A 19,916-nucleotide genomic window follows, 5' to 3' on the forward strand; every position below is an offset into this window, starting at 1 on the left:
AAAAAATTTAGCGGTTCAAGGAGTTAAGATGAGAAACCTGGATCAACTGGACTTGGATATCCTGGCCCATCTGTTTCGCGATGCGGGCATGACCAACAAGGATCTGGCTGCCTTGGTGGGCGTGGCCCCCTCCACCTGCCTGGAGCGGGTGCGCAAGCTGCAGCAAGACGATGTCCTCAAGGGGGCACACTGCGAAGTGGACTACCAGGCTCTCGGTGGCCACATCCAGGCCATGGTCTCTCTGCAGCTGGCCCGCCACAGCCGCCAGATCATCGATGCCTTCCGCGATGCCATCCTGGCGCTGCCGGAGGTGATCAGCCTGTTCCACATGGGGGGCAAGGACGACTTTCTGGTGCACCTCTGTGTCGCCGATACCGAGCACCTGCGCAACTTCGTGTTCGATCACTTCACCTCCCGCGAAGAGGTAGTGCATCTCGAGACCTCCCTGGTGTTCGAGCACAAGTTCAGCCGCTCCCTGCCCTGCTTTCCCCAGGCCTGATCTCCGTTTTCAAGGCACAAAAAAACCGCCGGCTGGCGGTCTTTTTGTGGGCGGTGATCGCTCAGTTGGCGGCGGTACGCTGATCCGGCGCCGTTCGGTAGAGCCCCTGCTGATAGGCCATGCTGCCCCAGAGCACCAGCCCGAGGGCGGTCTCCTTCATCGCCTCCGGCTGCACAGCCGGGGTCAGCTTCTCGCTGGCGGCGTCATAGACGAATCCTTCCGCCGCCCGCTCCGGCTGCAGGATCACCACATCCTTGCCACGCATCAGGGCGAAGTTCTTGTCGTACTGCATGATGGCTCGCCCCGGCCAGTCGGCGGGCATGCGGGTCAGATCCTTGCCGAGCATGGGGTAGTCGGCGCTTATCCCCATCAGGGAGAGCAGGGTCGGCGCCATGTCGATTTGGCTGACGATCCGCTTGTCCTTCTTCGGCGCTATGCCATCCCCCAGGATGACCCCGGGAATGTGGAAGCGGGGAATGGGCACCAGGCCGGCGCCGCTGATCCGGCTGTCGTGATCGGCGATGACCAGAAACAGGGTGTCTTTCCAGTAGTCGGACTGCTTCGCCTTCTTGAAGAATTCGCCGATGGCGTAATCTGCATACTTGGCCGCGTTGTTGCGGGTCTGCTTGGGCTGTTCATAGAGGGCGATGCGATTGTCCGGAAACTCGAACGGATCGTGGTTGCTTGAGCTGAACACCAGGCTGAAGAAGGGTTTGCCCTCCTTGTGCAGTGCCCGGAAGGTCTCGTCGGCCTTGGCCATCAGATCTTCGTCCGATGCGCCCCAGGAGCCCTTGAATACCGGATTGTCGAAGTCCTTCTGCTCGACGATGGTGGTGAAGCCATTGCCGAGAAAGAAGCTGCGCATATTGTCGAAATGACTCTCGCCGCCGTAGATGAAGCTGGTGTCGTAACCGCGCTGTTTGAGCAGATCCGCGATGGTGAAGAAGTTGGTCTGGCTCTTGCCCAGCTTGACCACCGCCTGGGCGGGGGTTGGCGTGAAGCCGGTCAGCACCGCCTCGATACCGCGCACCGAGCGGGTACCTGTGGCATAGAGCTGCTCGAAGGCCCACCCCTCCTGTGACAGGGCATCGATATTGGGGGTGAGTGGCCGCCCGCCGAGGGAGCCGACAAACTGGGCTCCCAGGCTCTCCTGCAGCAGGATCACCAGATTCTTCGGCTGGCCGCCATAACTGGCTTCGTTGAAGGTCTGGCTGGGCAGGCTGTCGGAGCTGAATTCGTGGGGGCCGCGGCCGCTTTCCTGGCGCACCAGCTCCAGGATCCGCTGGCGTGGCAGCTCGCCGTAAAACTGGCTGGCATCCTCCTCGGCCCCCATCTGCTTGATGGCGAAGAAGAGGGAGTAGGCGGAGTTGACGGTCAGGGAGTTGACCAGGGGATCATCGGCAAAGGCCACCATGGCCGGATTGAGGGCGCGGTGCCCCAGGCTGGAGCGGGCACCGAGAAAACCGATGGCCAGGATCAACAGGGCAAACGCCGGACGCAGATACCAGCGCGGGAAGCTGATGCCGCGCATCAGTCGACCGCTGAGCCACCAGCTGCCCGTCAGCACGGCGCCGCTGAGCACCAGAGTCAGCAGCAGCTCTCCCTTGCGACCCGCCCACAGCATGGCGAACACCTCCTTCGGATAGATGAGGTACTCCACATAGAGGCGATTGGGGCGCACCCCGTATTCGCTGATGAAGGAGGGGGTGGAGATCTCGAGAAAGAGCATCAGCCAGAGTCCCAGAGTCAGCCAGACCCGCATCAGTTGCAGCCAGATCCTGCCGATGGCATGAGGGCCTGCCAGCAGCAGGGTCAGCATGGCGGGAACGCCCCAGACCCAGCAGAGGGTGGCGAAGTCGACTCTCAGCCCCTGCAGCAGCATTTCCTGCCAACCGGCGACGGCATCGACCCGCTCCAGCTGCCAGAGACCGAGGGCAATTCTGCCAAGGGTGAGCGAAAAAAGGGCGAGCGCACAGAAAACGGCAAAGGGCCAGAATGGCCCCAGCCGTTGCTTGAGGTTTGTCATAATTGTTCCTGAATGAGCCTGTAAACGTCTGTCCGCAGACGTTTTTTTATTTGTTGTGGCAATATGACAGGGGGGGCGCCGGAAGGTTGCATCCCGGTTTGAGAAAAGAGGTCATCCTCATGCCTCTTATGCAAAATTGTGAGTTTGATCGCCTCTGGTGGACAGCATATCCTGCTGTATGAAATGTGAGCTGTGGCGCGAATGGGCGGTATATCCCTTCTTATAATGGCGAAAATTTCTCAATCGGAGCCGAAGGGATGCCGGTCTTTATCGATGTGGAATATTTGCAGGGATGGCGCCTGTTTGTCGTGCTCTCCGACGGCACCACGGGGGCGCTGGATCTCACTCCCTGGTGCACCCAGCCCCTGTTTGCGACTCTGGATTCGGAGCGGCGTGTTGCCCGTGTCTTCATCAACCGCCACCACCAGCTGGAGTGGCCAGCCGGTTGCACCCTGTCGGCCCACGAGGTCTACCACCTGATCATGCCCATCGACGAGCGGGCAGCCTTCAGCTAACAGGCTTTGCACTTGCTCTTTGTCCGAGCGTCATTATGCCGGTCATCGCGAGTGACGGTTTCGCCCCGGTCACTTTCACCCTGTTTTCGAGAGCATGGCGAGCCTTGCGTTGCGTGCGCCCCATGGACGACTCCCGAGATAAGTCTGGCTAACCCACTGAGCCAGATAACGTTTTCAGTCACAGACAGACATCGCCGGGGGCCACTATCATGGCTGAAAACAGGTGCATCAGGCACTTGCGCTCACAGCGGGAACATAACAATGAAACAGGGAACGTTGCGTCATGGCGGCCTCATCGGAGCCGCCCTGTTACTTTCTGCCTGTGGTGGCAGCGGCACGGCGGGCGGAGAGGCTGGCACACCGGTCGTCAATCCTCCGATTGCCCATCCTCCCGTGGCCACGGCCAGTCGTGCCTGTTACGGGGATGATCAGCCAGCCTGCAACCTGCGCATCTATCAGGTGATGGTGGAGTCTTTCGTCGACGGCGACGGCAGCGCCAACTACGGCGTCGGCTACGGCCCCTCCCAGCACAACGGTGATCTGCAGGGGATCATCGACAGCCTGGACCACATCAAGAGCCTCAACGTCAACGCCATCTGGCTCACCCCGGTGTTCGACTCCTGCGCCGGTCAGGGCGGGGACGACAGGCTGGACGCCACCGGCTATTTCGCCTGCGACTTCTTCAACGTGGACCCCCACTTCGGCAGCAACGCCCTGCTCAAGAAGCTGGTGGATGGGGCGCACCAGCGCGGTCTCTATGTCTTCCTCGACGGGGTGTTCGGCCACGTGGGCAAGGTGGGGGTGAGCAAGCCCTCCCCCGAGGGGCGCCTGCCCGCCCTCAAGAGTGGCGGCGCCGGCTACCCGGGCCAGCTGGTGGATTACAGCCAGCCCGAGAGTCTGGCCTACTTCAAGGAGGTGGCCCGCTACTGGGTCGAGCAGTACGGCATCGACGGTTGGCGCCTCGATCAGGCTTATCAGCTCGATCTTGACGACTGGCGTGCCATTCGCAGCGAGGTGGATCGGGCCAGCGCGGTGCGCAAGGCGGCTGGCCAGCAGTGGGGCACCCTGGGTTACATGGTGGGGGAGGTGTGGAAGGGGGCCGACGAGATCCGGGCCCAGGCGTATGGGCCGGGCGACAACCCGGCGCTCTCCTCGGCGTTCGATTTCCCGCTGCGCTACGGCCTGGTACAGGCGCTGGCGGTGGAGGAGTCCGGCAAGGGCGGCCAGGGGGCCAGTGTGCTCGACGCCAGCTGGAACAAGGTGGAGAACTACCCGGACCACGCCATGCCGAATCTGATGCTGGGCAATCACGATCTGGTGCGCTTCGGCGATCTGCTGAAGCGCGGCAACTTCAACCCGGCGGACTACTGGCAGCGCCACAAGGCGGCCTTCAGCTTCCTGGCGGCCCGCTCCGGCCCTATCACCCTCTACTACGGCGAGGAGTTTGGCGACGAGGTACCCGGTTTTGCCAACCAGGTGACCACGGATTGTGCGGCCCGGGGGCTCTGTGACGATCACGTGGCCCGCAGCGACGGCAAGGTGCCCGGTGTCACCGGTTTCGTGCCGAGCGGTGATCAGGCTGAACTCAAGCAGTGGCTCAGCGATCTGCTGGCCCTGCGCGCCGCCCACCCCGCCCTTTATCAGGGGGAGCGGGTCAAGCTGGTGGCCGAGGGGAGCGTCTACGGCGACATCAAGCAGACGGCGACTGAACAGATTGTCTACTTGCTCAACGTCTCTACCACGCCTCTCAGTTACAACCTGCCAACCGGCAAGTTGCGCAGCGGCAGCGCCCTGGTGGATCTGCAGAGCGGCGAGAGCCTGGCTCTGGGCGGCGGCAGTGTGACGGTGGAACTGCTGCCCCTGACTGGGCGTTTCCTGTTTTTGCAATAACACGGCAGCAATGATGACAGCGCAATAACGACAGGGCCCCATGATGGAGCCCTTGGCATTTGCTCAGGCGGCGGCGCTCTGGCCCCGGTTCTCCAACCGCTGGCGAAAGGCGCGGGCGAGGCGTTCATAGAGATCGGTTGCCTCCTTGTCTTCGATGTCTCCCCTGATCCAGGGGTTGTCGATGATCTCCAGCAGCACGCAATCGCGCCCCTGCTGGCGCAGATCCACCCCGAACAGACCGTTGCCAAGCTGGTGGACGGCGCGGCGAGCGGTCTGCAGCACTCGCTCCGGTACCTCGGTGAGTGGCAGCGCCTCGATCCGGCTCATGTCGAGGGGATGCTTGCGGCGGCGGATGCGGTTGCCGGGCTCGGGGCGATAGCGGCGGCAGGCAAACAGCGGTGAGCCGTCGAGAAAGCCGATGCGCCAGTCGAACTCGGCGGGGATCCGGCTTTGCACCAGCAGTAGAGCTGAGCGCCCCAAGCCTTCGTCCAAGAGGCGAGCAAGTTGCTGCTCGTCGCTGGCCATCGCCAGATCCCGCCCCTGGGCGCCATCGGGCACTTTTACCATCAGTGGCAAGCCGAGCCGCTGCACCAGCTCGTCCACATGGTGGCGGCCGCGGCGGGTCACCACCATGGTGGGGGGCATGGGCACGCCGCTGCGCACCATCAGCTCGTAGAGGTAGAGCTTGTTGCTGCAGGCGAGGATGGCCCGGGAGCTGTCGATCACCGGCATCTTGAGCTGCTCGGCGCGGCGGGCAAACTCGAAGGTGTAGTGGCCGACCGCCGTTTCGGCACGCAGCCAGAGGGTATCGAACTCCGGCAGCCGTTCGATGGCGGAGGGCGCCAGGATCTCGGCCTGGATCCCCTGGGCGGCGGCGGCCTCTATGAAGCGCGTCAGTGCCAGTGCATCGCTGCTGGCGCGGCCGTCGGCGGGGTCGACCAGGATGGCGAGCTGATAGAGGGGGGCCGCCTGCTCCTCGTCGCCGGTCCCCACCAGCGCCTGGGCGTGGTGCAGCATCAGGGCCTTTTCGCTTTGGCTCAGCTCCAGCGGGGAGAGGCTCTGCTGCTGGCGCACCGACCAGCCGTGGCGGCCGCGCTTGAGGGTCAACTCCTGCAGCGGCAGCTGGCTCAGGCCGTAGTAATAGCGAGCCAGCCCCGCCAGTTCGCTCTGTTCGCTCTGGCCGAAGATGGCGCGCACCCGGATCCTGTCCTCGCTCTGCTGGGCCAGCCACCCCTGCAGCTTGCGCCACAGTTTGGCCGGCGGTTGCTGGGGTTGCAGCACGCTGATGGCCTGCAGGCCGGGCAGGCAGTGGTGACCGCGGGCCTGGGCCAGCAAAGAGCAGTAATAACCCGCGCTCAGGTGATCCAGATTGCGACAGAGGTTGATGATGCGGGGGCGACCGCCGGTGGTGGGCACACCGTGTTGCAGGTAGGTGCGGGCGGTCAGCAGATAGTCGGCATGGCAGGGCCAGTCGCCCAGCTCTTCGACGATGACATAGGTACTCATATTTTCGGCTCCACAGAAAGGACTGCCTGAAACGGCAGGATCCCCAGTGGGCTTCGATGCACCGACAAGCACGACAATGGCGCGAGGGGAAACAAGAGGTTACAGTGCCTAATATCTGCCTTGGTAACTTGTGATACAAGTCGCATTTTTGGTGCTGAAGATAAATAACCGAACAAGGACTCCCCGTGTTGACCGTACGAGCGGCCCGAACCGATGATGTGGGCGCCATCGTTAAGCTGGAGCGTTACTGCTTCCCCCCCGAAATCGCCTTCGGCCGCAGCCGCTGGCACTATCTGCTCACCCGGGCCAGGGGGCGTACCCTGCTGCTGCTGGATGAGAAGGAGCAACTGATGGGGTATCTCAGCCTGCTGGAGCACAAGGGCTGGGATCGACTGGTGGTGCAGACCTTGGCCATCCGCTGGACGGTGCGTCGTCTCGGCTGGGCCCGCCGTCTGCTGGAGCAGGTGATCCGCGAGGGGCGGGAGGCCGGCTGGGGGGCCATCCGGCTCGAGGTCGGCGAGAGCAACGAGGCCGCGCTGGCCCTCTATCAGGGACTCGGATTCAGGTTGCAGCAGAGGTTGCCGGATTACTATGGCCATGGCCAGCATGCCCTGCGGCTGGTATTGCCGTTGAGGGAAGAGGGTGCGAGCAGCCGCACACGAGGACACCAGAGTGAGGCGGCACCCACCGCCGAAGGAAAGGGTCAGGAGCGCCGGGATGAGCTGCGATAACTGCCTGGCCACCGCCATCAAGGCCAAGCTGGGACGCTGCCCCGTGTGCGCCGCCCAGACCTTTGCCATCGGCCTCGCCGGCTGGCTGGCCTGGTGGTGGTTTGGCGCCGACAGCTCGGTCAATGCCCTCACCAGCCTGCTGTTTGCCCTCGCGGGATCGGGCCTGTTTGCGTTGCACCTGCTGGTGTTTCTCTGGCGCAAGGGGACGGGCCGCGAGCTGGATGATGAATGATATCGAATGGGTTCAAGAAGACAGATAACAATGGAGGTTCAGATGATAGCAATGGTAACGGGCGCGTCGTCCGGATTCGGGGCGGCCATCAGCCGCCTGCTGGTGCAGTCGGGCTACCGGGTGATCGGCACTGGCCGCCGCGGCGAGCGCCTGGCGGCACTGGTGGACGAACTGGGGCCAGACTTTATGCCGCTGGTGTTCGACGTGCAGGACAAGGCCGCGACCAAGGCCGCCATCGAGGGGCTGCCTGCCGCTTGGTGTGAGGTGGATCTGCTGGTCAACAACGCCGGACTGGCCCTGGGGCTGGAGCCTGCCCACAAGGCACACCTTGAAGACTGGGAGCAGATGATTGCCACCAACATCAGCGGCCTCACCCTGTTGACCCGGCTGCTGCTGCCGGGCATGGTCGAGCGCAATCGCGGTCACGTCATCAACATCGGTTCCATCGCCGGCACCTATCCTTATCCGGGCGGCAACGTCTACGGCGCCACCAAGGCGTTCGTGAAGCAGTTCAGCCTGAACCTGCGCGCCGATCTGGCGGGCACCGCCATCCGGGTCACCAATGTGGAGCCCGGCCTGTGCGGCGGTACCGAGTTCTCCAACGTGCGCTTTCACGGTGACGATGCCAAGGCGGCCACCGTCTATCAGGGGGTCGAGGCAATCCAGCCGGAGGACATCGCCAATACCGTGCTCTGGGTCAGCCAGCAGCCCCCTCACGTCAACATCAACCGGATCGAGATCATGCCGGTGGCCCAGACCTCGGGCCCGCTCCATATCAGCCGTCGCTAAATCACGGTGGCGTCGAGCAAATGAAAGGAGGCACCCTCGGGTGCCTCCTTGCTTTGGTGAGCCTCTTACAGGCTCATGATCTTCTTGAACTCCTCTTCCGAATACTTCTTCTCCGTGCTTTTGGTGAGATCCGTCATCAGCTTGTAGCGAAGATCCTTCGCCATCTGGTAGGTCTGCTCCAGCTGGCCGTAGGAGTAGTCGGAGGCCAGTTCGACCGCCGTGGCCTTGTCTTTGCTGTAGGCCTGTTTCAGCGTCTGATCGAGCAGCGCCACCTCCTTGTAGAGTTTGCTGCTCTCTTTCTGCCAGACGCCCCGCAACAGCGGCAGGTACTTGTCAGGATTGGTGCCGGCCAGTGCAGTCAGGCTGCGGAACTGCCAGTAGGCGGAGTCATCGGAATAGGTGTCGCTGCCAGTGCGATAGGGCAGGGGATAGGATTGCAGCGTGTTGTAGAGCGGCACCATCACGGATTCCGCGAGCACGCCGTAGCTTTGCCAAATCAACCCCTGGAACTCCCTGGGCATCTCCTTGCGCAGCTGGATGACGTGGGATTCGAGCTGACGATCGATGCGGATCGGCCGCTCTGCCTTGCCGGCCAGCGGCGTCCCCTCATAGGTGGCGCTCAGCACCCTGGCCACATCGGCCACGGCGATGGGGGCATCGGGTTTCATGAAGAGCGGGTACTGCTCCTGGCGGGTCGGCTGCTTGTGAGAGGCAGTCAGCATCTGCTGGCCGAGCCACTCCCGATCCACGTTGTAGGGGTCGGCCACCACGCCGAACGCCTTGGCGAAGTTGAACGATACCGGGTCGGCCTTGTCCAGCAGCTTGTGCTGTTGCACGAACTCCAGCAGCTTGGGCGAGTGCAGCACATCCGGGCTGTCCAGATTGACGCCGTGGATGCGCAGGCCGTTGGCCACCATGGCATAGCTGTCATCCGGCACCCGCACCGCGATCCAGTGGTGGCCCGATCCTATCTCCATCAACCAGGCCTCGTTCACATCCGCCAGATAGAGGCTGTTGCCCTCACCGGCACCATATTTCTCCACATAGTCGCCGAGCAGTTTGACCCCCTCCTTCGCGCTCCTGGCCTGGGGCAGGATCAGGGTGGGGATGATGGCCTCGATGACCCCCTTCTCGATCAGCGGATCGGCCTTCTTGGCTCGTTCGTTGACCTCGGCACTGGTGGTGGCCGAGATGGCGACGTTGAACTCGTTGATACCGCGCTCCTCGTAATACTTGCCAGCGGGATCCAGGGTGACGGCATCCCAGTCATGGATCGAGGAGTAGGCCAGGAAGGCCTTGGGCATGGGTACTTCCAGCCCGTTGCCCAGTCGCCAGACCTTCTCCTCGTTCTGCTTGGCGGGATGGAAGGCGAGGTACTTGTTCCAGTTGTTGATGCCGAAGTCTTCGTTTCTGGCGATCATCACGCTGCCATCCGTGCTGGCGCCCTTGCCGACGATAAGGCCGGTGCAGGCATCGGCACTGGTGCCAAGCAGGGTGAACAGAGTGGCGGAGAGCAGGGTCAGAGAGTGTTTTTTCATAGAGTTGCCCGAGTCATTGTGGTGGGTAAAAGTCAGGCGGTGGGATGGATAGCTGTTGCCGCAGGCCAGAGGCGGCACAGGCAGGTGCCGGTGAATAGGTCTGTAAATTTATCAATATGCAAACATTTCATCCATAACACTGCTTGCAGGTCATATTCTGCGCTAAGGATTGTATTTCGTTGTGGTCATTTGTTTTGTGATCTTGGCGCCAATCCCCGATTTTTGACACCGCTGCCAGCGGATGGCGGATCCCGAGGGGAAAACCAGGGGGCTGAGGAGTCATGATTCTGACGCCGCTGAGCCTGCCATCCGGTGCATTCCCCATGTCGGCAGGCTTGTGGGCCCGTTTGCCAAGTTGGCCTGTAACTTGCTGGTTTTATTGACAATGGTGAGGCCTGACGCCTCACGTCACCGAATCAGCCCACCCGTCATGCAGACTGGAGCCCTTTTTATGGATATCAAACCCTACAGCCAGCAGCTTGCCCAGAGCGCCTCCAACTCCCGCGCCCTTGCCACCCTCAGCAGTGCCGGGGCGGGTGGTCAGGGGGGCGGCTGGGAAGAGCTGGTCAGCCTCTCCTCCCAGCGGATCACCGGTCAGGCCCAGCAGGTGCTGACCTATGAGCACCTGGCGAAGAACAGCAAGCTGCCTCCCGCGCTGGACATGAGCTCCGACAAGGGGGCCGTGATGCAACAGCTGGTGGACAAGGCGCTGGGATTTGATCGCAAGAAGTACAACGAGCTGGAAGAGCAACTGCAGACGATCGCCGGCGACAAGACCCTGACCGCCGAGGAGCGGGAGCAGCAGAGCAAGACGCTCAAGGAGCAGCAGGAGGCGATGCTCAAGGAGGCCATGGATCGTCTGACCGGCAAGACGAGCAAGAGCGAGACTGCCACAACGGCCTGAGTTTGTGTTGCCGGATGCCCGCCAGCCTTGCCGGATGCCCGCCAGCCTTGCCAGCTTCGGCCAGCATCGGCCACCGGCGGGCAAGATACTGCCCCCCGTTTTGACCTCACTTCCCTGCAGGCGCACAATGTTCCGGCATCGTTCAAGCCTAGGAGTCCGCCGTGTACAACTTCCAATATGCCAATCCGACCCGCATCTGTTTCGGTGAGGGGCAGATCGCCAGCCTGCCGACGCTGATCCCGCCGGGTAGCCGTCTGCTGGTGCTCTACGGGGGCGGCAGCATCCGGCAAAACGGCGTCTATGAGCAGATCCGCCAGGCCTTGGCCGGTATGGAGTGGCAGGAGTTTTCCGGCATCAGTGCCAATCCCAGATACGAGCGTCTGATGGAGGCGGTCGAGCTGGTCAAGCGCGAGCGCATCGACTTTCTGCTGGCGGTCGGGGGCGGCTCAGTGGTGGATGGCACCAAGTTTGTTGCCGCGGCGGCCTGCTACGAAGGGGATGACCCCTGGGATATCTGCGCCAATCAGGCGGACGTCGCCAAGGCGTTGCCCCTGGGCTGCGTACTGACCCTGCCGGCCACCGGCTCCGAGAGCAATCCGACCGCCGTGGTGAGTCGGGGGGATGCCAAGATTTCCTTCAGAAGCCCACTGGTGCAGCCGCAATTTGCGGTGCTCGATCCCGCCACCACCTACAGCCTGCCTGCCCGCCAGACCGGCAACGGGGTGGTGGATGCCTTCGTCCACGTCACCGAGCAGTACCTCACCTTCCCGGTTGGGGGCGAGGTGCAGGACCGGCTGGCGGAGGCCCTGCTGCAGGTGCTGGTGGACAATGGCCCCAGGGCGCTGGCGGAGCCCACCAACTATCAGGTACGCGCCAACCTGATGTGGGCCGCCAGTCTGGCGCTCAATGGCCTGATCGGCTGCGGGGTGCCGCAGGATTGGGCGAGCCACGCCATCGGCCACCAGCTGACGGCGCTCTACGGGCTGGATCATGGCCAGAGTCTGGCGGTGGTGCTGCCCTCGCTGCTGCGGGAGCGGGCGGCCCAGAAGCAGGAGAAACTGGCCCAGTTTGCCGAGCGGGTGTGGCACTCGACCCGGGAAGACAAGGCGCTGCGCATCGAGGAGGCGATCATCCGCACCGAGCAGTTCTTCCAGCAGATGGGGCTGCCGACCAGGCTGGCCGCTTACGATCTCGGCGAGAGCTGCATCCCCGCCATCTGCTCCAACCTCAAACGGGTGGGGCGCACCGCCCTGGGGGAACAGCAGGACATAGACACGGACGTGGTGGCGCGGATCCTGGTTCGGGCGCTGTGAGCCCGTCAGGCAAGTGCACAACGACAAGGGCCGCATCATGCGGCCCTTGTTGCATCCCGAGATTCGATTACTCGGTTCTGGCCTTGAGATAGCCAGCGTAATCGGGGATCTGCACGTTGAATTTTTGCTGCATGTGGGGGCTGTCCATGATGAAGTCGGCGGTCGCCTCGTTGGTGGCCACCGGGATGTTCCACACCGCCGCCAGGCGCAGCAGGGCCTTCACGTCCGGATCGTGGGGCACCGCATTGAGGGGATCCCAGAAGAAGATCAGCACGTCTATCTTGCCCTCGGCGATCAGGGCGCCTAGCTGCTGGTCACCGCCCATGGGGCCGGAAAAGAGGCAGGTGATGGGTAACTGGGCATTTTTGCCGAGCATGGTGCCCGTGGTGCCGGTGGCATAGAGGTGGTGGAGCTTGAGCTCCTCCTTGCGGCGCATCACCCAGTTCAGCAGGGCGGTCTTCATGTTGTCGTGAGCCACCAGGGCGACCCGCTTGTGAGGGGCCATCTCGCGTGCGATCTGTTCCATGGAAAATGTCCGTAATCATGTGATGAGAAGAGAGGCGTATCCTAAACGAAAGCCGTGGCGCTTGCTGTACCGGTCGCGCTAACTGTGATCCTGGCGGACAGTTTTGCGGGCCGGCAAACGAAGACACCCGCCGTAGCGGGTGTCGGGTGGCATGCATGGTGCACCTTCAGGAGTCGTGATGCAGCTGGGATTGCTGGTAGTTCTCCAGGCCGATGCGATCGATGAGATCGAGCTGGGTCTCCAGCCAGTCCACATGTTCCTCTTCATCTTCCAGTATGTCCTGGAACAGGTCGCGGCTGACGTAGTCCTGCACCGACTCGGCGTAGGCGATGGCCACCCTGAGATCGGGGATGGCGTCCAGCTCCAGCGACAGGTCGCAGCGCAGCATCTCCTCCACCGTCTCACCGATGCGCAGCTTGCCCAGATCCTGCAGGTTGGGCAGCCCTTCCAGAAACAGGATCCGCTTGACCAATTCGTCGGCATGTTTCATCTCATCGATGGACTCGTGATACTCCTTGTGCCCGAGCGCCTTGAGGCCCCAGTCATCGTAGATGCGGGCGTGGAGGAAGTATTGGTTGATGGCAATCAGCTCATTGGCCAGCACCTTGTTGAGGTGGGCAATGATCTTGGGATCTCCTTTCATCGACAGTGCTCCTTGGTTCGTGCCTGCGGCCTCGATCGTTAGAGCTTAGTCGAGAAAAGTGACAAAAGAAGGTCAGACGAGCCTGCTCGTCTGACGGGAGGGATGGGTCGGCAAAGCCGACAGATGGCCGGATCAGGCCACTTCGTAGTAGAGCGGGGGCTGTTCCTGCGCCAGCTTGTCGAGCTCGGTGGCGATGATCTCCATGGTCATGCGCACACACTTGCCACACTGGGCGCCGACTTCCAGCTCCTGCTTGAGCTGGCGAAACTCGCCGCTGCCTGCCTGTACCGCCTTGCGGATCTGGGTATCTGTGATGCCACGGCACAAACAGACATACATAGTGATTACCTCATGCTGCAATGAGAGAAATCTAAATGAGAATGGTTCGTGATGCAAATAACCATTGGTAATAAGTTGCCCCGCTTGCCACTCATCCACCCCTTGGGGACAATGCCCTGTCACAGAGGGGGATCATCATGCTCAAGAAACTGCTCGGCGCCCTGTTCGGGAGCCAGTCACCGCAAGCCGCCGAGGTCACGCCCACCGAATACGCCGGTTATCTTATCTACCCCGAGCCCATGGCGGAGGGGGGCCAGTACCGGTTGGCTGGGCGCATCACCAAAGAAGTGGACGGCACCCTGCTGACTCACCGCTTCATCCGCTCCGATCTGTTTGCCAACCCGGCCGATGCTGAGCGCTTCATGGTGCAGAAGGCCCACACCTTCATCGACCAGATGGGGGATCGCATGTTCGAACCCAGGGTCAAACCGGGCGATAGCACCGCATCATGACTCCATCAGAGGCAGACGCCCTGCGCCAATGCCTGGCCCGTACCGGTGAGCGGCGGCTGATCTGGCTGGAAGGGGAGCAGGCCGACTGCATTGCCCGTGCCGATGCCCTGCTCGGCGAGGCTGTCTTTTGGCTCGGGGAGGGGCCTGCCTGTCATAACCCCCTGCCGGCAGCCAAGGCGTTGCAGCGACTCGGGCAGGAGTGCGACACCCTGGTGCTCAACGCCTTCAGCGGCTTTCACCCCGACGCCTTCGGGGCGTTGGCAGGTACCCTGCGCGCTGGCGGTCTGCTGCTGTTGCTGACTCCGCCGAGGGCGCAATGGCCCGGCTACCCGGACCCGGATCGGGTGCGGCTGGTGGCCCGGCCCGAAGAGGCCGCGCAGGCGGGGCACGGCTTTATCGCCCGGCTGGTGCGGTTGCTGGAAGGGGATCCGGCGCTCTCTTTGCTGCCCCCGGTCGACGGCGTGCCCTGGCAGCCGCTGGGGCCCGATCGCCCCTTGAGCGACGATCAGGCCCTTGCCCTGCCCGCCATCCACAAGGTGCTGCACGGCCATCGTCGTCGTCCGTTGGTGCTGAGCGCCGACCGTGGCCGTGGCAAGAGCAGCCTGTTGGGGATCGCCGCCGCCGAATTGCTGCGTGACCAGCCCGACCTGCAGATAGTGGTGACGGCCCCCTCCCAGGGGACGGTCGCCACCCTGCTTGACCACGCAGCCTGCGGGCTTGGCACCACGGTGGAGAAGCTGGCGGGCCTTGCGTATTGCTCGCCGGATCGGCTGGTACAGGAAGGGCTGCAGCCCGATCTGCTGCTGGTGGACGAAGCTGCCGCCATCCCGACCCCTCTGCTGGAGGCCATGCTGGCCCGACACAGCCGCATCGTCTTCGCCACCACGGAGCACGGTTACGAGGGGACGGGGCGTGGCTTTCATCTGCGCTTCAAGCGGGTGCTGGACAGGGAGACGCCGGATTGGCAGGAAATTCACCTGGCCTCGCCGATCCGCTGGAGTGCCAGGGATCCGCTGGAGCCGCTGGTGTTTCGCCTGCTCGGCCTCAACGCCGAGGTGGCAGCTCCCTTGCCGCCGACCCACCCGCGCTGGCGGATGATCGCACAAGGCGTGTTGGCAAAGGACGAAACGCTGCTCAACCAGGTATTCGGTCTGCTGGTGCTGGCCCACTACCAGACCACGCCAAGTGATCTCAGAGCCCTGCTGGAGAGCCCAAGCCTCGACATCCACCTGCTGGAAGAGGCGCAGAGCCTGCTCGGGGTGGCTTTGGTAGCGCGGGAGGGCCAGATAGAACCCGAGCTGGCGGAGGCGATCTGGGCCGGCCGGCGGCGACCGCGCGGTCATCTGTTGCCCCAGTCATTGCTGGCCCACGCGGGGTGCAAGACGGCTGGGGAGCGCAGCTACGCCAGGGTGATGCGCATCGCCATCCACCCCGAGCTGCATCGCCATGGTCTCGGCTCGCACTTGCTTGGCCAACTGGAGGTTCACTACCGCCAGGCGGGTCTCGACTACCTCGGCTCCGCCTTCTCGGCCAGCGCCGATCTGCTGCCGTTCTGGCGCAAGGCGGGGCTGGTGGCGCTGCGCATCGGGCTGCAGCGGGATACCGCCAGCGGCAGCCACGCCGCTCTGCTGCTCAAGGCACTCAAGGCGGAGCATGAGCCCGAGCTGGCCCTGTGGCGACGGCGTTTCGTGGCCCAGTTGCCGACCCTGTTGGCGGGGGAGCTGAAAGCGCTGGACCCCGAGCTGGTGTGGCTGTGTGTGCAGGACTGTGAGCCTGTCTCGGGTGAGCAGGATGCGTTCGTGTGCGATGAGCTGGCCTGTTTTGCCCACCATCACAAGCCGTTCGAGCTGTGCCAACCCAGCCTGCAGCGCTGGCTGGCGGGCAATATTGACCGGCTCGCGCCGCTAACGGCCGACGAGCGCCATCTGCTGATCGCCACCATCTGGCAATATGCAGACTGGACCCGCCTGGCCGGCCGGCTGCAACTGGCGGGCAAGCCTGCGCTCATCAAGGCGCTGCGTGCCCTGCTGGCCAGTCTGCTGTAACCGTTGGCAACATCCCCTTCAACGAAAACGACCCGCCAATTGGCGGGTCGTTTGTCATATCAGGTGGCCATGGCGGCGCTGGTCGCAGACTCAGGCGCTTGCTGCTCTACCGGTGGCGCGACGGCCGGCTCGGTTTCTTGCGGTTTCTCCGGTGGCGTAACGGCTGGTTCGGATTCTTGCTGCTTCACCGGTGGTGTGACCGCCGGTTTGGGCTGCTTGATGCAGGGATGCCGGGTACCCAGGGTGCTCAGGGGCTCGCAGGGGACGGGCAGACCGATGGGAACCGGGTCGCCCAGAAACTTGGGTCCCTTGTCCAGCACGTAGAGGTCGAGCAGCCCCATCACCCTGGCAAACACCTCCCGGATCCGGGTGCGGATCCCCTGATAGGCGCTGGGATCTTCGGCGTTGAAGCCGATGGCGTTGATGCCGAAGTGGTGGGCGATGAAGATGGCTCGCTCATTGTGAAAGCCCTGGGAAACCACGGTGAAGCGCTCCTGGCCGAACACCTCCTTGGCCCGTACCACGGAATCCAGCGTGCGGAATCCGGCGAAGTCCATGTAGATGGCAGCTGCCGGGATGCCCGCCTTGATCAGGGCGCGGCGCATCTGGCGCGGTTCGTTGTATTGCAAGGTGGCGTTGTCGCCGGAGACCAGGATGTAATCCACCTTGGCGTTGTTGTAGAGCTCGGCCGCGGCCTTGATGCGGTACTTGAAGTAGTGGTTGGGGCCGCCACCTGCAAGGTATTTGGAGGTGCCCAGCACCACGGCTACCGGGTTGTATGGCACCTCGCTCACCTCGTCATAGGTGTATTGGCGGGTGTCGGAGACGATCCACTCGCCATAGGCCAGCAGCGAGGCAATCAGCGCCAGCAGCAACAGCAGGGAGGCGAGGAGGATCTTGGCAAACTTCTTCATGCGCGGTGCGATTCGGGTCTGAAGTTGAAGTGGTTTTCGGCATTCTATTACAACTCGGGGGCGGGCGTCAGACTTGATAGCAAGGGGCTGTCTGGCTGGGGCAGGGCTTGTCGCAGCGGGAGAGGATAAAAAAGGGGGCAGCCATGGCTGTCCCCTTGTGTATCAAATGAATCAGTGCGCGGAGTCATTCCCCTTGCAGGCGTCGGACTCCTTGTTGGCCTGCCACCAGGGCAGCAGTTCCCTGTTCAGCCAGGTCTGATAAGCGGCACTGTCGCTGGCGATCAGTCGATCCATCTCCCCCTCGAAGTCACTCAAGGCCTGCTGGCGATCCGGGTTGCGCAGGGCCTGCGCCAGGGCCAGCCAACTGGCGTTGCGACCGGTGTCGTTCAGGAAGCGGTGAACGGTATAGGACCAGGAGTAGACCATGTCGCCGCCCTGATCGTAATCGAGGTGGAGGATCTCCCCCAGGGTCGGCTGCCGGTCGGCGGGGCGGCCAGCCACATTGTCCAGACCGCGGGCGAAGCACTGGCCGTGGGCGATGTACTCCGCCAGCCCCTCCGCCCACCAGGTGGTGCGGTTGAGAGGGTACTGGCCGAAGCTGCCGTACTGGTTGAAGCGGGCATCCAGATAGTGGACGTATTCGTGGCGCAGGTTCCACACCTGGAAGGCGGGGCGCTTCCACTCCGCCTCGTAGGCGAAGAAGCGGGCTTGGTTGCCCGGACGAGCCGGATCCCCTTCGATATAGATGCCGCCATTGTCGGTGGAGACCCCGAACAGGGCGCCGCCGTAGCGATTCCAGTCGGCGGAGGAATCGAAGATCACCAGCTCGAGGGTCTCGTTGTGATCGTCGGCCACCGGTTGCCAGCCTGTCTCCATCTGCTGGTGGAACTGCTGCTCCTCCGCCCCCAGCTCGCGGCAGATCTCCTCGGCCTGGGCCAGGGTCAGATCCTGGGCCCGCAGGCGCAGGGTGGGTGAGCAGGTGTGTTCGAATGGCAGTATGTCCTCCATCCGGATGGGGGTGCAGAGGCCGGCGAAGTCACCGCTGATGCAAGCCTCGCTGGTGCGATCCGTGTAGGTTAGGTAGTAGCTGGAGAGGGTCAGGGAGACATCCTCCAGCAACGAAGCCGGGTGGGGGCCGCCCGGGATCAGGCCGTGGTGGCGCATGATGGCGATGACATCGCGGTCCAGCAGTTGGCGATAGCGGGCCGCCTCGTCCGGTTGGCTGTAGCTCATCATCCGGTAGAGGCGGCTGTGGGCGTCGAGGATGTTGTTGAAGACAAACAGATCCCGCGACCCGTCACGCTGCTTCCAGAGTGACAGCTCGCTCATGCCGAGCTGGCGCAGGCTCTGGCGCAGGGAGGGCTCCTGTGCCATGAAGGTGGCGCTGAAATCGGCCTGCTGGCCGGCGTTGGCGCTCTGGTCGATCAGGTTGAGCAGCTCGAAGATGCCGTCAGCCCAGGGCTTGTGGCCGTTGATCAAGGCGGCATGCTGCGCCGCGTAGGCGAGTGCCCGGTTGAGCTGGGACAGCATGGGGCCGGCGCTCTGGCGAAACGCGCTTTGCTCCAGCTGTCCCTGGGCGGCGACGCTCCAGGCCTCCAGCACGGTACCGGCCTGATCCTGCGGTTCGGCGGTGAGCAGCAGGGGGTGATCGAGCAGCGCCATCATCACGGCCGCGAGTTCCCGGGCTACCTGATCGCTCTCCCGGCGCACACCATCATGGTAGTTGTGGGCGCGCACATAGTAGAGCAGCTTGTCCATGGCCGGGTGGGTCGGCTGGTTGGCGGCCAGCAGGGCGCGCATGCCGCGCACCACCGCCATCAGCTTGGCGTCGTCGTGGCCATAATCGGCCTGCCAGGCGGGACTGTTCTGGCCGCTGACATCGGTGACCAGCTGCGCCGCGTCGGCATCCAGCAGCGTCGTGTCGGGCTGATCCGGCTCGCCGCAGGGACGGCCGCTGGGGCGGTGGCACGCCAGTAGCTCCTCCTTGCTGGCCAGTACGATGGGGCGCTGTATCACCCGGCTCTCCTGCCACTCGTCGGTCTCCGGCAGGGGTTGCCACTCACGGCCGCTGACCGGGTTCTGATAGCCAGTGTCTTTCAGGGTCACCATCACCTCGCTGCCGGCCGGAATGACCTGGCGGCAGAGGCGGTAGCGAACGGTGTTCTCCCCCTCCTGGCGCTCCATGGGCTCGTCACACTCCTGCTGGATGGCGGCGGCCTGCTCCAGTTGCCAGCGATAGCTGCGCCAGACGTGCAGCTCGCTGACCTGGCTGGCCGCCAGGCTGCCGGGGACGGGCTGCAAGCGGAAGAATACCTGCTCCAGTCGGCCATCCCGCTCACTCGGGGTCTCCTCCTTCACTTCCAACTGTTGCCAATCCTGCGGCTGATAGTGCCACTCGGGCTCGGCGCAGCGCCCTTGGGCGTTCAGTTCGCAGCGATCCAGCTCCTGCTCGGTATGACCCAGCAAGACGGGGTCGGGCAGGGGGAAGCGATCCGTGCGGGAGGCGGTCGGCGTACCGGCCAGCTGTTCCCAGCGCCCCTCCTTGAGGCCATAGCCGTAGTCGTAGCTGGTGGCGGGCACCGCCTTGCCGGCCGGCACCCGCTGCTCGCAGCTGAGATAGCGGATTTGCCAGCCCGCCTCGACCCGCAATTTGGGCTCGCTGCAGTGATTTTCAGCCAGCGAGGCGAGATCGTTTCCCTGCCAGTCGAAGCGACGATAGACCCTGAGTTGCTGATAGGGGGCACCTGCGTCGCGTGCCTTGAGTTCGTAGGTCACCTCGGTGACGCGGGGGGCGAGCTGGCGGTTTGATTCACCGGTCAGCCGGTAGTCTTGCCAGTCGGTGGGGGAGTAGTCGGCCTGTGCCTGGGCGGCAACAAGCAGCGGGGTGGCCAGCAGCCACCACCTTGAGCCTGAACGAGTCATTGTTATCCCTTCGTTTTTTATTGTCTACGTGGTGAAGGGAGGGCAATCTACTAGGCCCCAAAAGGATATCAACTGTAAATTAACACACTGAAAAATAGATAAAATTTATATCAGACGCCAGTTTGTGACTCG

General features: G+C 63.3%; 18 protein-coding genes. 10 read left to right on the top strand and 8 right to left on the bottom strand.

What is annotated here, in order from left to right; all coding sequences use genetic code 11:
* Positions 1 to 28 precede the first annotated feature (28 nt).
* A complete protein-coding gene (locus I6L37_RS07070; RefSeq protein ID WP_026456350.1) occupies positions 29 to 499 on the top strand; it encodes an Lrp/AsnC family transcriptional regulator in 471 nt (156 codons plus the stop codon).
* Positions 500 to 560: 61 nt separating this feature from the next.
* On the opposite strand, the gene I6L37_RS07075 is transcribed toward I6L37_RS07070, so the two are convergent.
* The gene (locus I6L37_RS07075) at positions 561 to 2,525 is read right to left on the bottom strand and encodes an LTA synthase family protein (RefSeq protein WP_216993614.1); all 1,965 of its coding nucleotides are present in this window, start codon (positions 2,523 to 2,525) and stop codon (positions 561 to 563) included.
* A 257-nt stretch (positions 2,526 to 2,782) separates the two neighbouring features.
* Here I6L37_RS07075 and I6L37_RS07080 point away from each other — a divergent pair, with 257 nt between their 5' ends.
* Complete coding sequence (locus tag I6L37_RS07080; protein ID WP_216993615.1) at positions 2,783 to 3,040, top strand: DUF2442 domain-containing protein; 258 nt, start codon at positions 2,783 to 2,785, stop codon at positions 3,038 to 3,040.
* 261 nt (positions 3,041 to 3,301) lie between these two features.
* Complete coding sequence (locus I6L37_RS07085) at positions 3,302 to 4,930, top strand: alpha-amylase family glycosyl hydrolase (protein WP_216993616.1); 1,629 nt, start codon at positions 3,302 to 3,304, stop codon at positions 4,928 to 4,930.
* 63 nt (positions 4,931 to 4,993) lie between these two features.
* Here the strand turns inward: I6L37_RS07085 and I6L37_RS07090 are convergent, their stop codons facing one another.
* A complete protein-coding gene (locus tag I6L37_RS07090; RefSeq protein ID WP_216993617.1) occupies positions 4,994 to 6,436 on the bottom strand; it encodes a RimK family protein in 1,443 nt (480 codons plus the stop codon).
* 185 nt (positions 6,437 to 6,621) lie between these two features.
* Between I6L37_RS07090 and I6L37_RS07095 the strand changes: the two genes are divergently transcribed.
* The 3 genes from I6L37_RS07095 to I6L37_RS07105 are packed head-to-tail and all read left to right on the top strand — an operon-like array spanning position 6,622 to position 8,188.
* Entirely contained in the window at positions 6,622 to 7,167 is a 546-nt protein-coding gene (locus tag I6L37_RS07095) for a GNAT family N-acetyltransferase (protein ID WP_216993618.1), read from the top strand.
* Complete coding sequence (locus I6L37_RS07100; RefSeq protein ID WP_042025928.1) at positions 7,154 to 7,399, top strand: DUF3624 domain-containing protein; 246 nt, start codon at positions 7,154 to 7,156, stop codon at positions 7,397 to 7,399. Before I6L37_RS07095 ends, I6L37_RS07100 begins: the two co-directional genes overlap by 14 nt.
* 42 nt (positions 7,400 to 7,441) lie before the next feature.
* Complete coding sequence (locus I6L37_RS07105; protein WP_216993619.1) at positions 7,442 to 8,188, top strand: SDR family oxidoreductase; 747 nt, start codon at positions 7,442 to 7,444, stop codon at positions 8,186 to 8,188.
* 65 nt (positions 8,189 to 8,253) lie between these two features.
* Here the strand turns inward: I6L37_RS07105 and I6L37_RS07110 are convergent, their stop codons facing one another.
* The gene (locus I6L37_RS07110; RefSeq protein WP_216993620.1) at positions 8,254 to 9,726 is read right to left on the bottom strand and encodes a C69 family dipeptidase; all 1,473 of its coding nucleotides are present in this window, start codon (positions 9,724 to 9,726) and stop codon (positions 8,254 to 8,256) included.
* Positions 9,727 to 10,177: 451 nt separating this feature from the next.
* On the opposite strand from I6L37_RS07110, the gene I6L37_RS07115 reads away from it, so the two are divergent.
* Positions 10,178 to 10,630 carry a hypothetical protein gene (locus tag I6L37_RS07115; protein WP_201979830.1) on the top strand — a complete coding sequence of 151 codons (453 nt, stop codon included), beginning with the start codon at positions 10,178 to 10,180 and terminating at the stop codon, positions 10,628 to 10,630.
* A 161-nt stretch (positions 10,631 to 10,791) separates the two neighbouring features.
* Positions 10,792 to 11,943, top strand: coding sequence for an iron-containing alcohol dehydrogenase (locus I6L37_RS07120; RefSeq protein ID WP_216993621.1), 1,152 nt, complete (start codon positions 10,792 to 10,794; stop codon positions 11,941 to 11,943).
* A 67-nt stretch (positions 11,944 to 12,010) separates the two neighbouring features.
* On the opposite strand, the gene I6L37_RS07125 is transcribed toward I6L37_RS07120, so the two are convergent.
* The 3 genes from I6L37_RS07125 to I6L37_RS07135 form a co-directional block, all read right to left on the bottom strand.
* Positions 12,011 to 12,469 (bottom strand): methylglyoxal synthase, encoded by a 459-nt coding sequence (locus tag I6L37_RS07125; protein ID WP_216993622.1) that lies wholly within the window; start codon positions 12,467 to 12,469, stop codon positions 12,011 to 12,013.
* Positions 12,470 to 12,635: 166 nt separating this feature from the next.
* Positions 12,636 to 13,112 carry a bacterioferritin gene (gene bfr, locus I6L37_RS07130; RefSeq protein ID WP_042025922.1) on the bottom strand — a complete coding sequence of 159 codons (477 nt, stop codon included), beginning with the start codon at positions 13,110 to 13,112 and terminating at the stop codon, positions 12,636 to 12,638.
* Between the two features lie 132 nt (positions 13,113 to 13,244).
* A complete protein-coding gene (locus I6L37_RS07135; protein WP_216993623.1) occupies positions 13,245 to 13,451 on the bottom strand; it encodes a bacterioferritin-associated ferredoxin in 207 nt (68 codons plus the stop codon).
* A gap of 137 nt (positions 13,452 to 13,588) precedes the next feature.
* Between I6L37_RS07135 and I6L37_RS07140 the strand changes: the two genes are divergently transcribed.
* Both I6L37_RS07140 and I6L37_RS07145 read left to right on the top strand, forming a co-directional pair.
* Positions 13,589 to 13,903 (top strand): HlyU family transcriptional regulator, encoded by a 315-nt coding sequence (locus I6L37_RS07140; protein WP_216993624.1) that lies wholly within the window; start codon positions 13,589 to 13,591, stop codon positions 13,901 to 13,903.
* On the top strand, positions 13,900 to 15,948 hold the full coding sequence (locus I6L37_RS07145) for a tRNA(Met) cytidine acetyltransferase TmcA (RefSeq protein WP_216993625.1): 2,049 nt from the start codon (positions 13,900 to 13,902) through the stop codon (positions 15,946 to 15,948). Before I6L37_RS07140 ends, I6L37_RS07145 begins: the two co-directional genes overlap by 4 nt.
* Positions 15,949 to 16,007: 59 nt before the next feature.
* On the opposite strand, the gene I6L37_RS07150 is transcribed toward I6L37_RS07145, so the two are convergent.
* Entirely contained in the window at positions 16,008 to 16,862 is an 855-nt protein-coding gene (locus I6L37_RS07150) for a vancomycin high temperature exclusion protein (protein ID WP_216993626.1), read from the bottom strand.
* A 171-nt stretch (positions 16,863 to 17,033) separates the two neighbouring features.
* On the bottom strand, positions 17,034 to 19,784 hold the full coding sequence (locus I6L37_RS07155; RefSeq protein ID WP_216993627.1) for a collagenase: 2,751 nt from the start codon (positions 19,782 to 19,784) through the stop codon (positions 17,034 to 17,036).
* Between the last annotated feature and the right edge of the window lie 132 nt (positions 19,785 to 19,916).

The sequence above is a fragment of the Aeromonas sp. FDAARGOS 1407 genome (genome assembly GCF_019048725.1).
Classification (GTDB): Bacteria; Pseudomonadota; Gammaproteobacteria; order Enterobacterales; family Aeromonadaceae; genus Aeromonas; species Aeromonas enteropelogenes.

Bases quoted from the DNA above. Each gene is read 5' to 3' on its own strand.
- I6L37_RS07070 (WP_026456350.1), top strand. From the start codon at position 29: ATGAGAAACCTGGATCAACTGGACTTGGATATCCTGGCCCATCTGTTT.
- I6L37_RS07075 (WP_216993614.1), bottom strand. From the start codon at position 2,525: ATGACAAACCTCAAGCAACGGCTGGGGCCATTCTGGCCCTTTGCCGTT.
- I6L37_RS07080 (WP_216993615.1), top strand. From the start codon at position 2,783: ATGCCGGTCTTTATCGATGTGGAATATTTGCAGGGATGGCGCCTGTTT.
- I6L37_RS07085 (WP_216993616.1), top strand. From the start codon at position 3,302: ATGAAACAGGGAACGTTGCGTCATGGCGGCCTCATCGGAGCCGCCCTG.
- I6L37_RS07090 (WP_216993617.1), bottom strand. From the start codon at position 6,436: ATGAGTACCTATGTCATCGTCGAAGAGCTGGGCGACTGGCCCTGCCAT.
- I6L37_RS07100 (WP_042025928.1), top strand. From the start codon at position 7,154: ATGAGCTGCGATAACTGCCTGGCCACCGCCATCAAGGCCAAGCTGGGA.
- I6L37_RS07105 (WP_216993619.1), top strand. From the start codon at position 7,442: ATGATAGCAATGGTAACGGGCGCGTCGTCCGGATTCGGGGCGGCCATC.
- I6L37_RS07110 (WP_216993620.1), bottom strand. From the start codon at position 9,726: ATGAAAAAACACTCTCTGACCCTGCTCTCCGCCACTCTGTTCACCCTG.
- I6L37_RS07115 (WP_201979830.1), top strand. From the start codon at position 10,178: ATGGATATCAAACCCTACAGCCAGCAGCTTGCCCAGAGCGCCTCCAAC.
- I6L37_RS07125 (WP_216993622.1), bottom strand. From the start codon at position 12,469: ATGGAACAGATCGCACGCGAGATGGCCCCTCACAAGCGGGTCGCCCTG.
- bfr (WP_042025922.1), bottom strand. From the start codon at position 13,112: ATGAAAGGAGATCCCAAGATCATTGCCCACCTCAACAAGGTGCTGGCC.
- I6L37_RS07135 (WP_216993623.1), bottom strand. From the start codon at position 13,451: ATGTATGTCTGTTTGTGCCGTGGCATCACAGATACCCAGATCCGCAAG.
- I6L37_RS07140 (WP_216993624.1), top strand. From the start codon at position 13,589: ATGCTCAAGAAACTGCTCGGCGCCCTGTTCGGGAGCCAGTCACCGCAA.
- I6L37_RS07145 (WP_216993625.1), top strand. From the start codon at position 13,900: ATGACTCCATCAGAGGCAGACGCCCTGCGCCAATGCCTGGCCCGTACC.
- I6L37_RS07150 (WP_216993626.1), bottom strand. From the start codon at position 16,862: ATGAAGAAGTTTGCCAAGATCCTCCTCGCCTCCCTGCTGTTGCTGCTG.
- I6L37_RS07155 (WP_216993627.1), bottom strand. From the start codon at position 19,784: ATGACTCGTTCAGGCTCAAGGTGGTGGCTGCTGGCCACCCCGCTGCTT.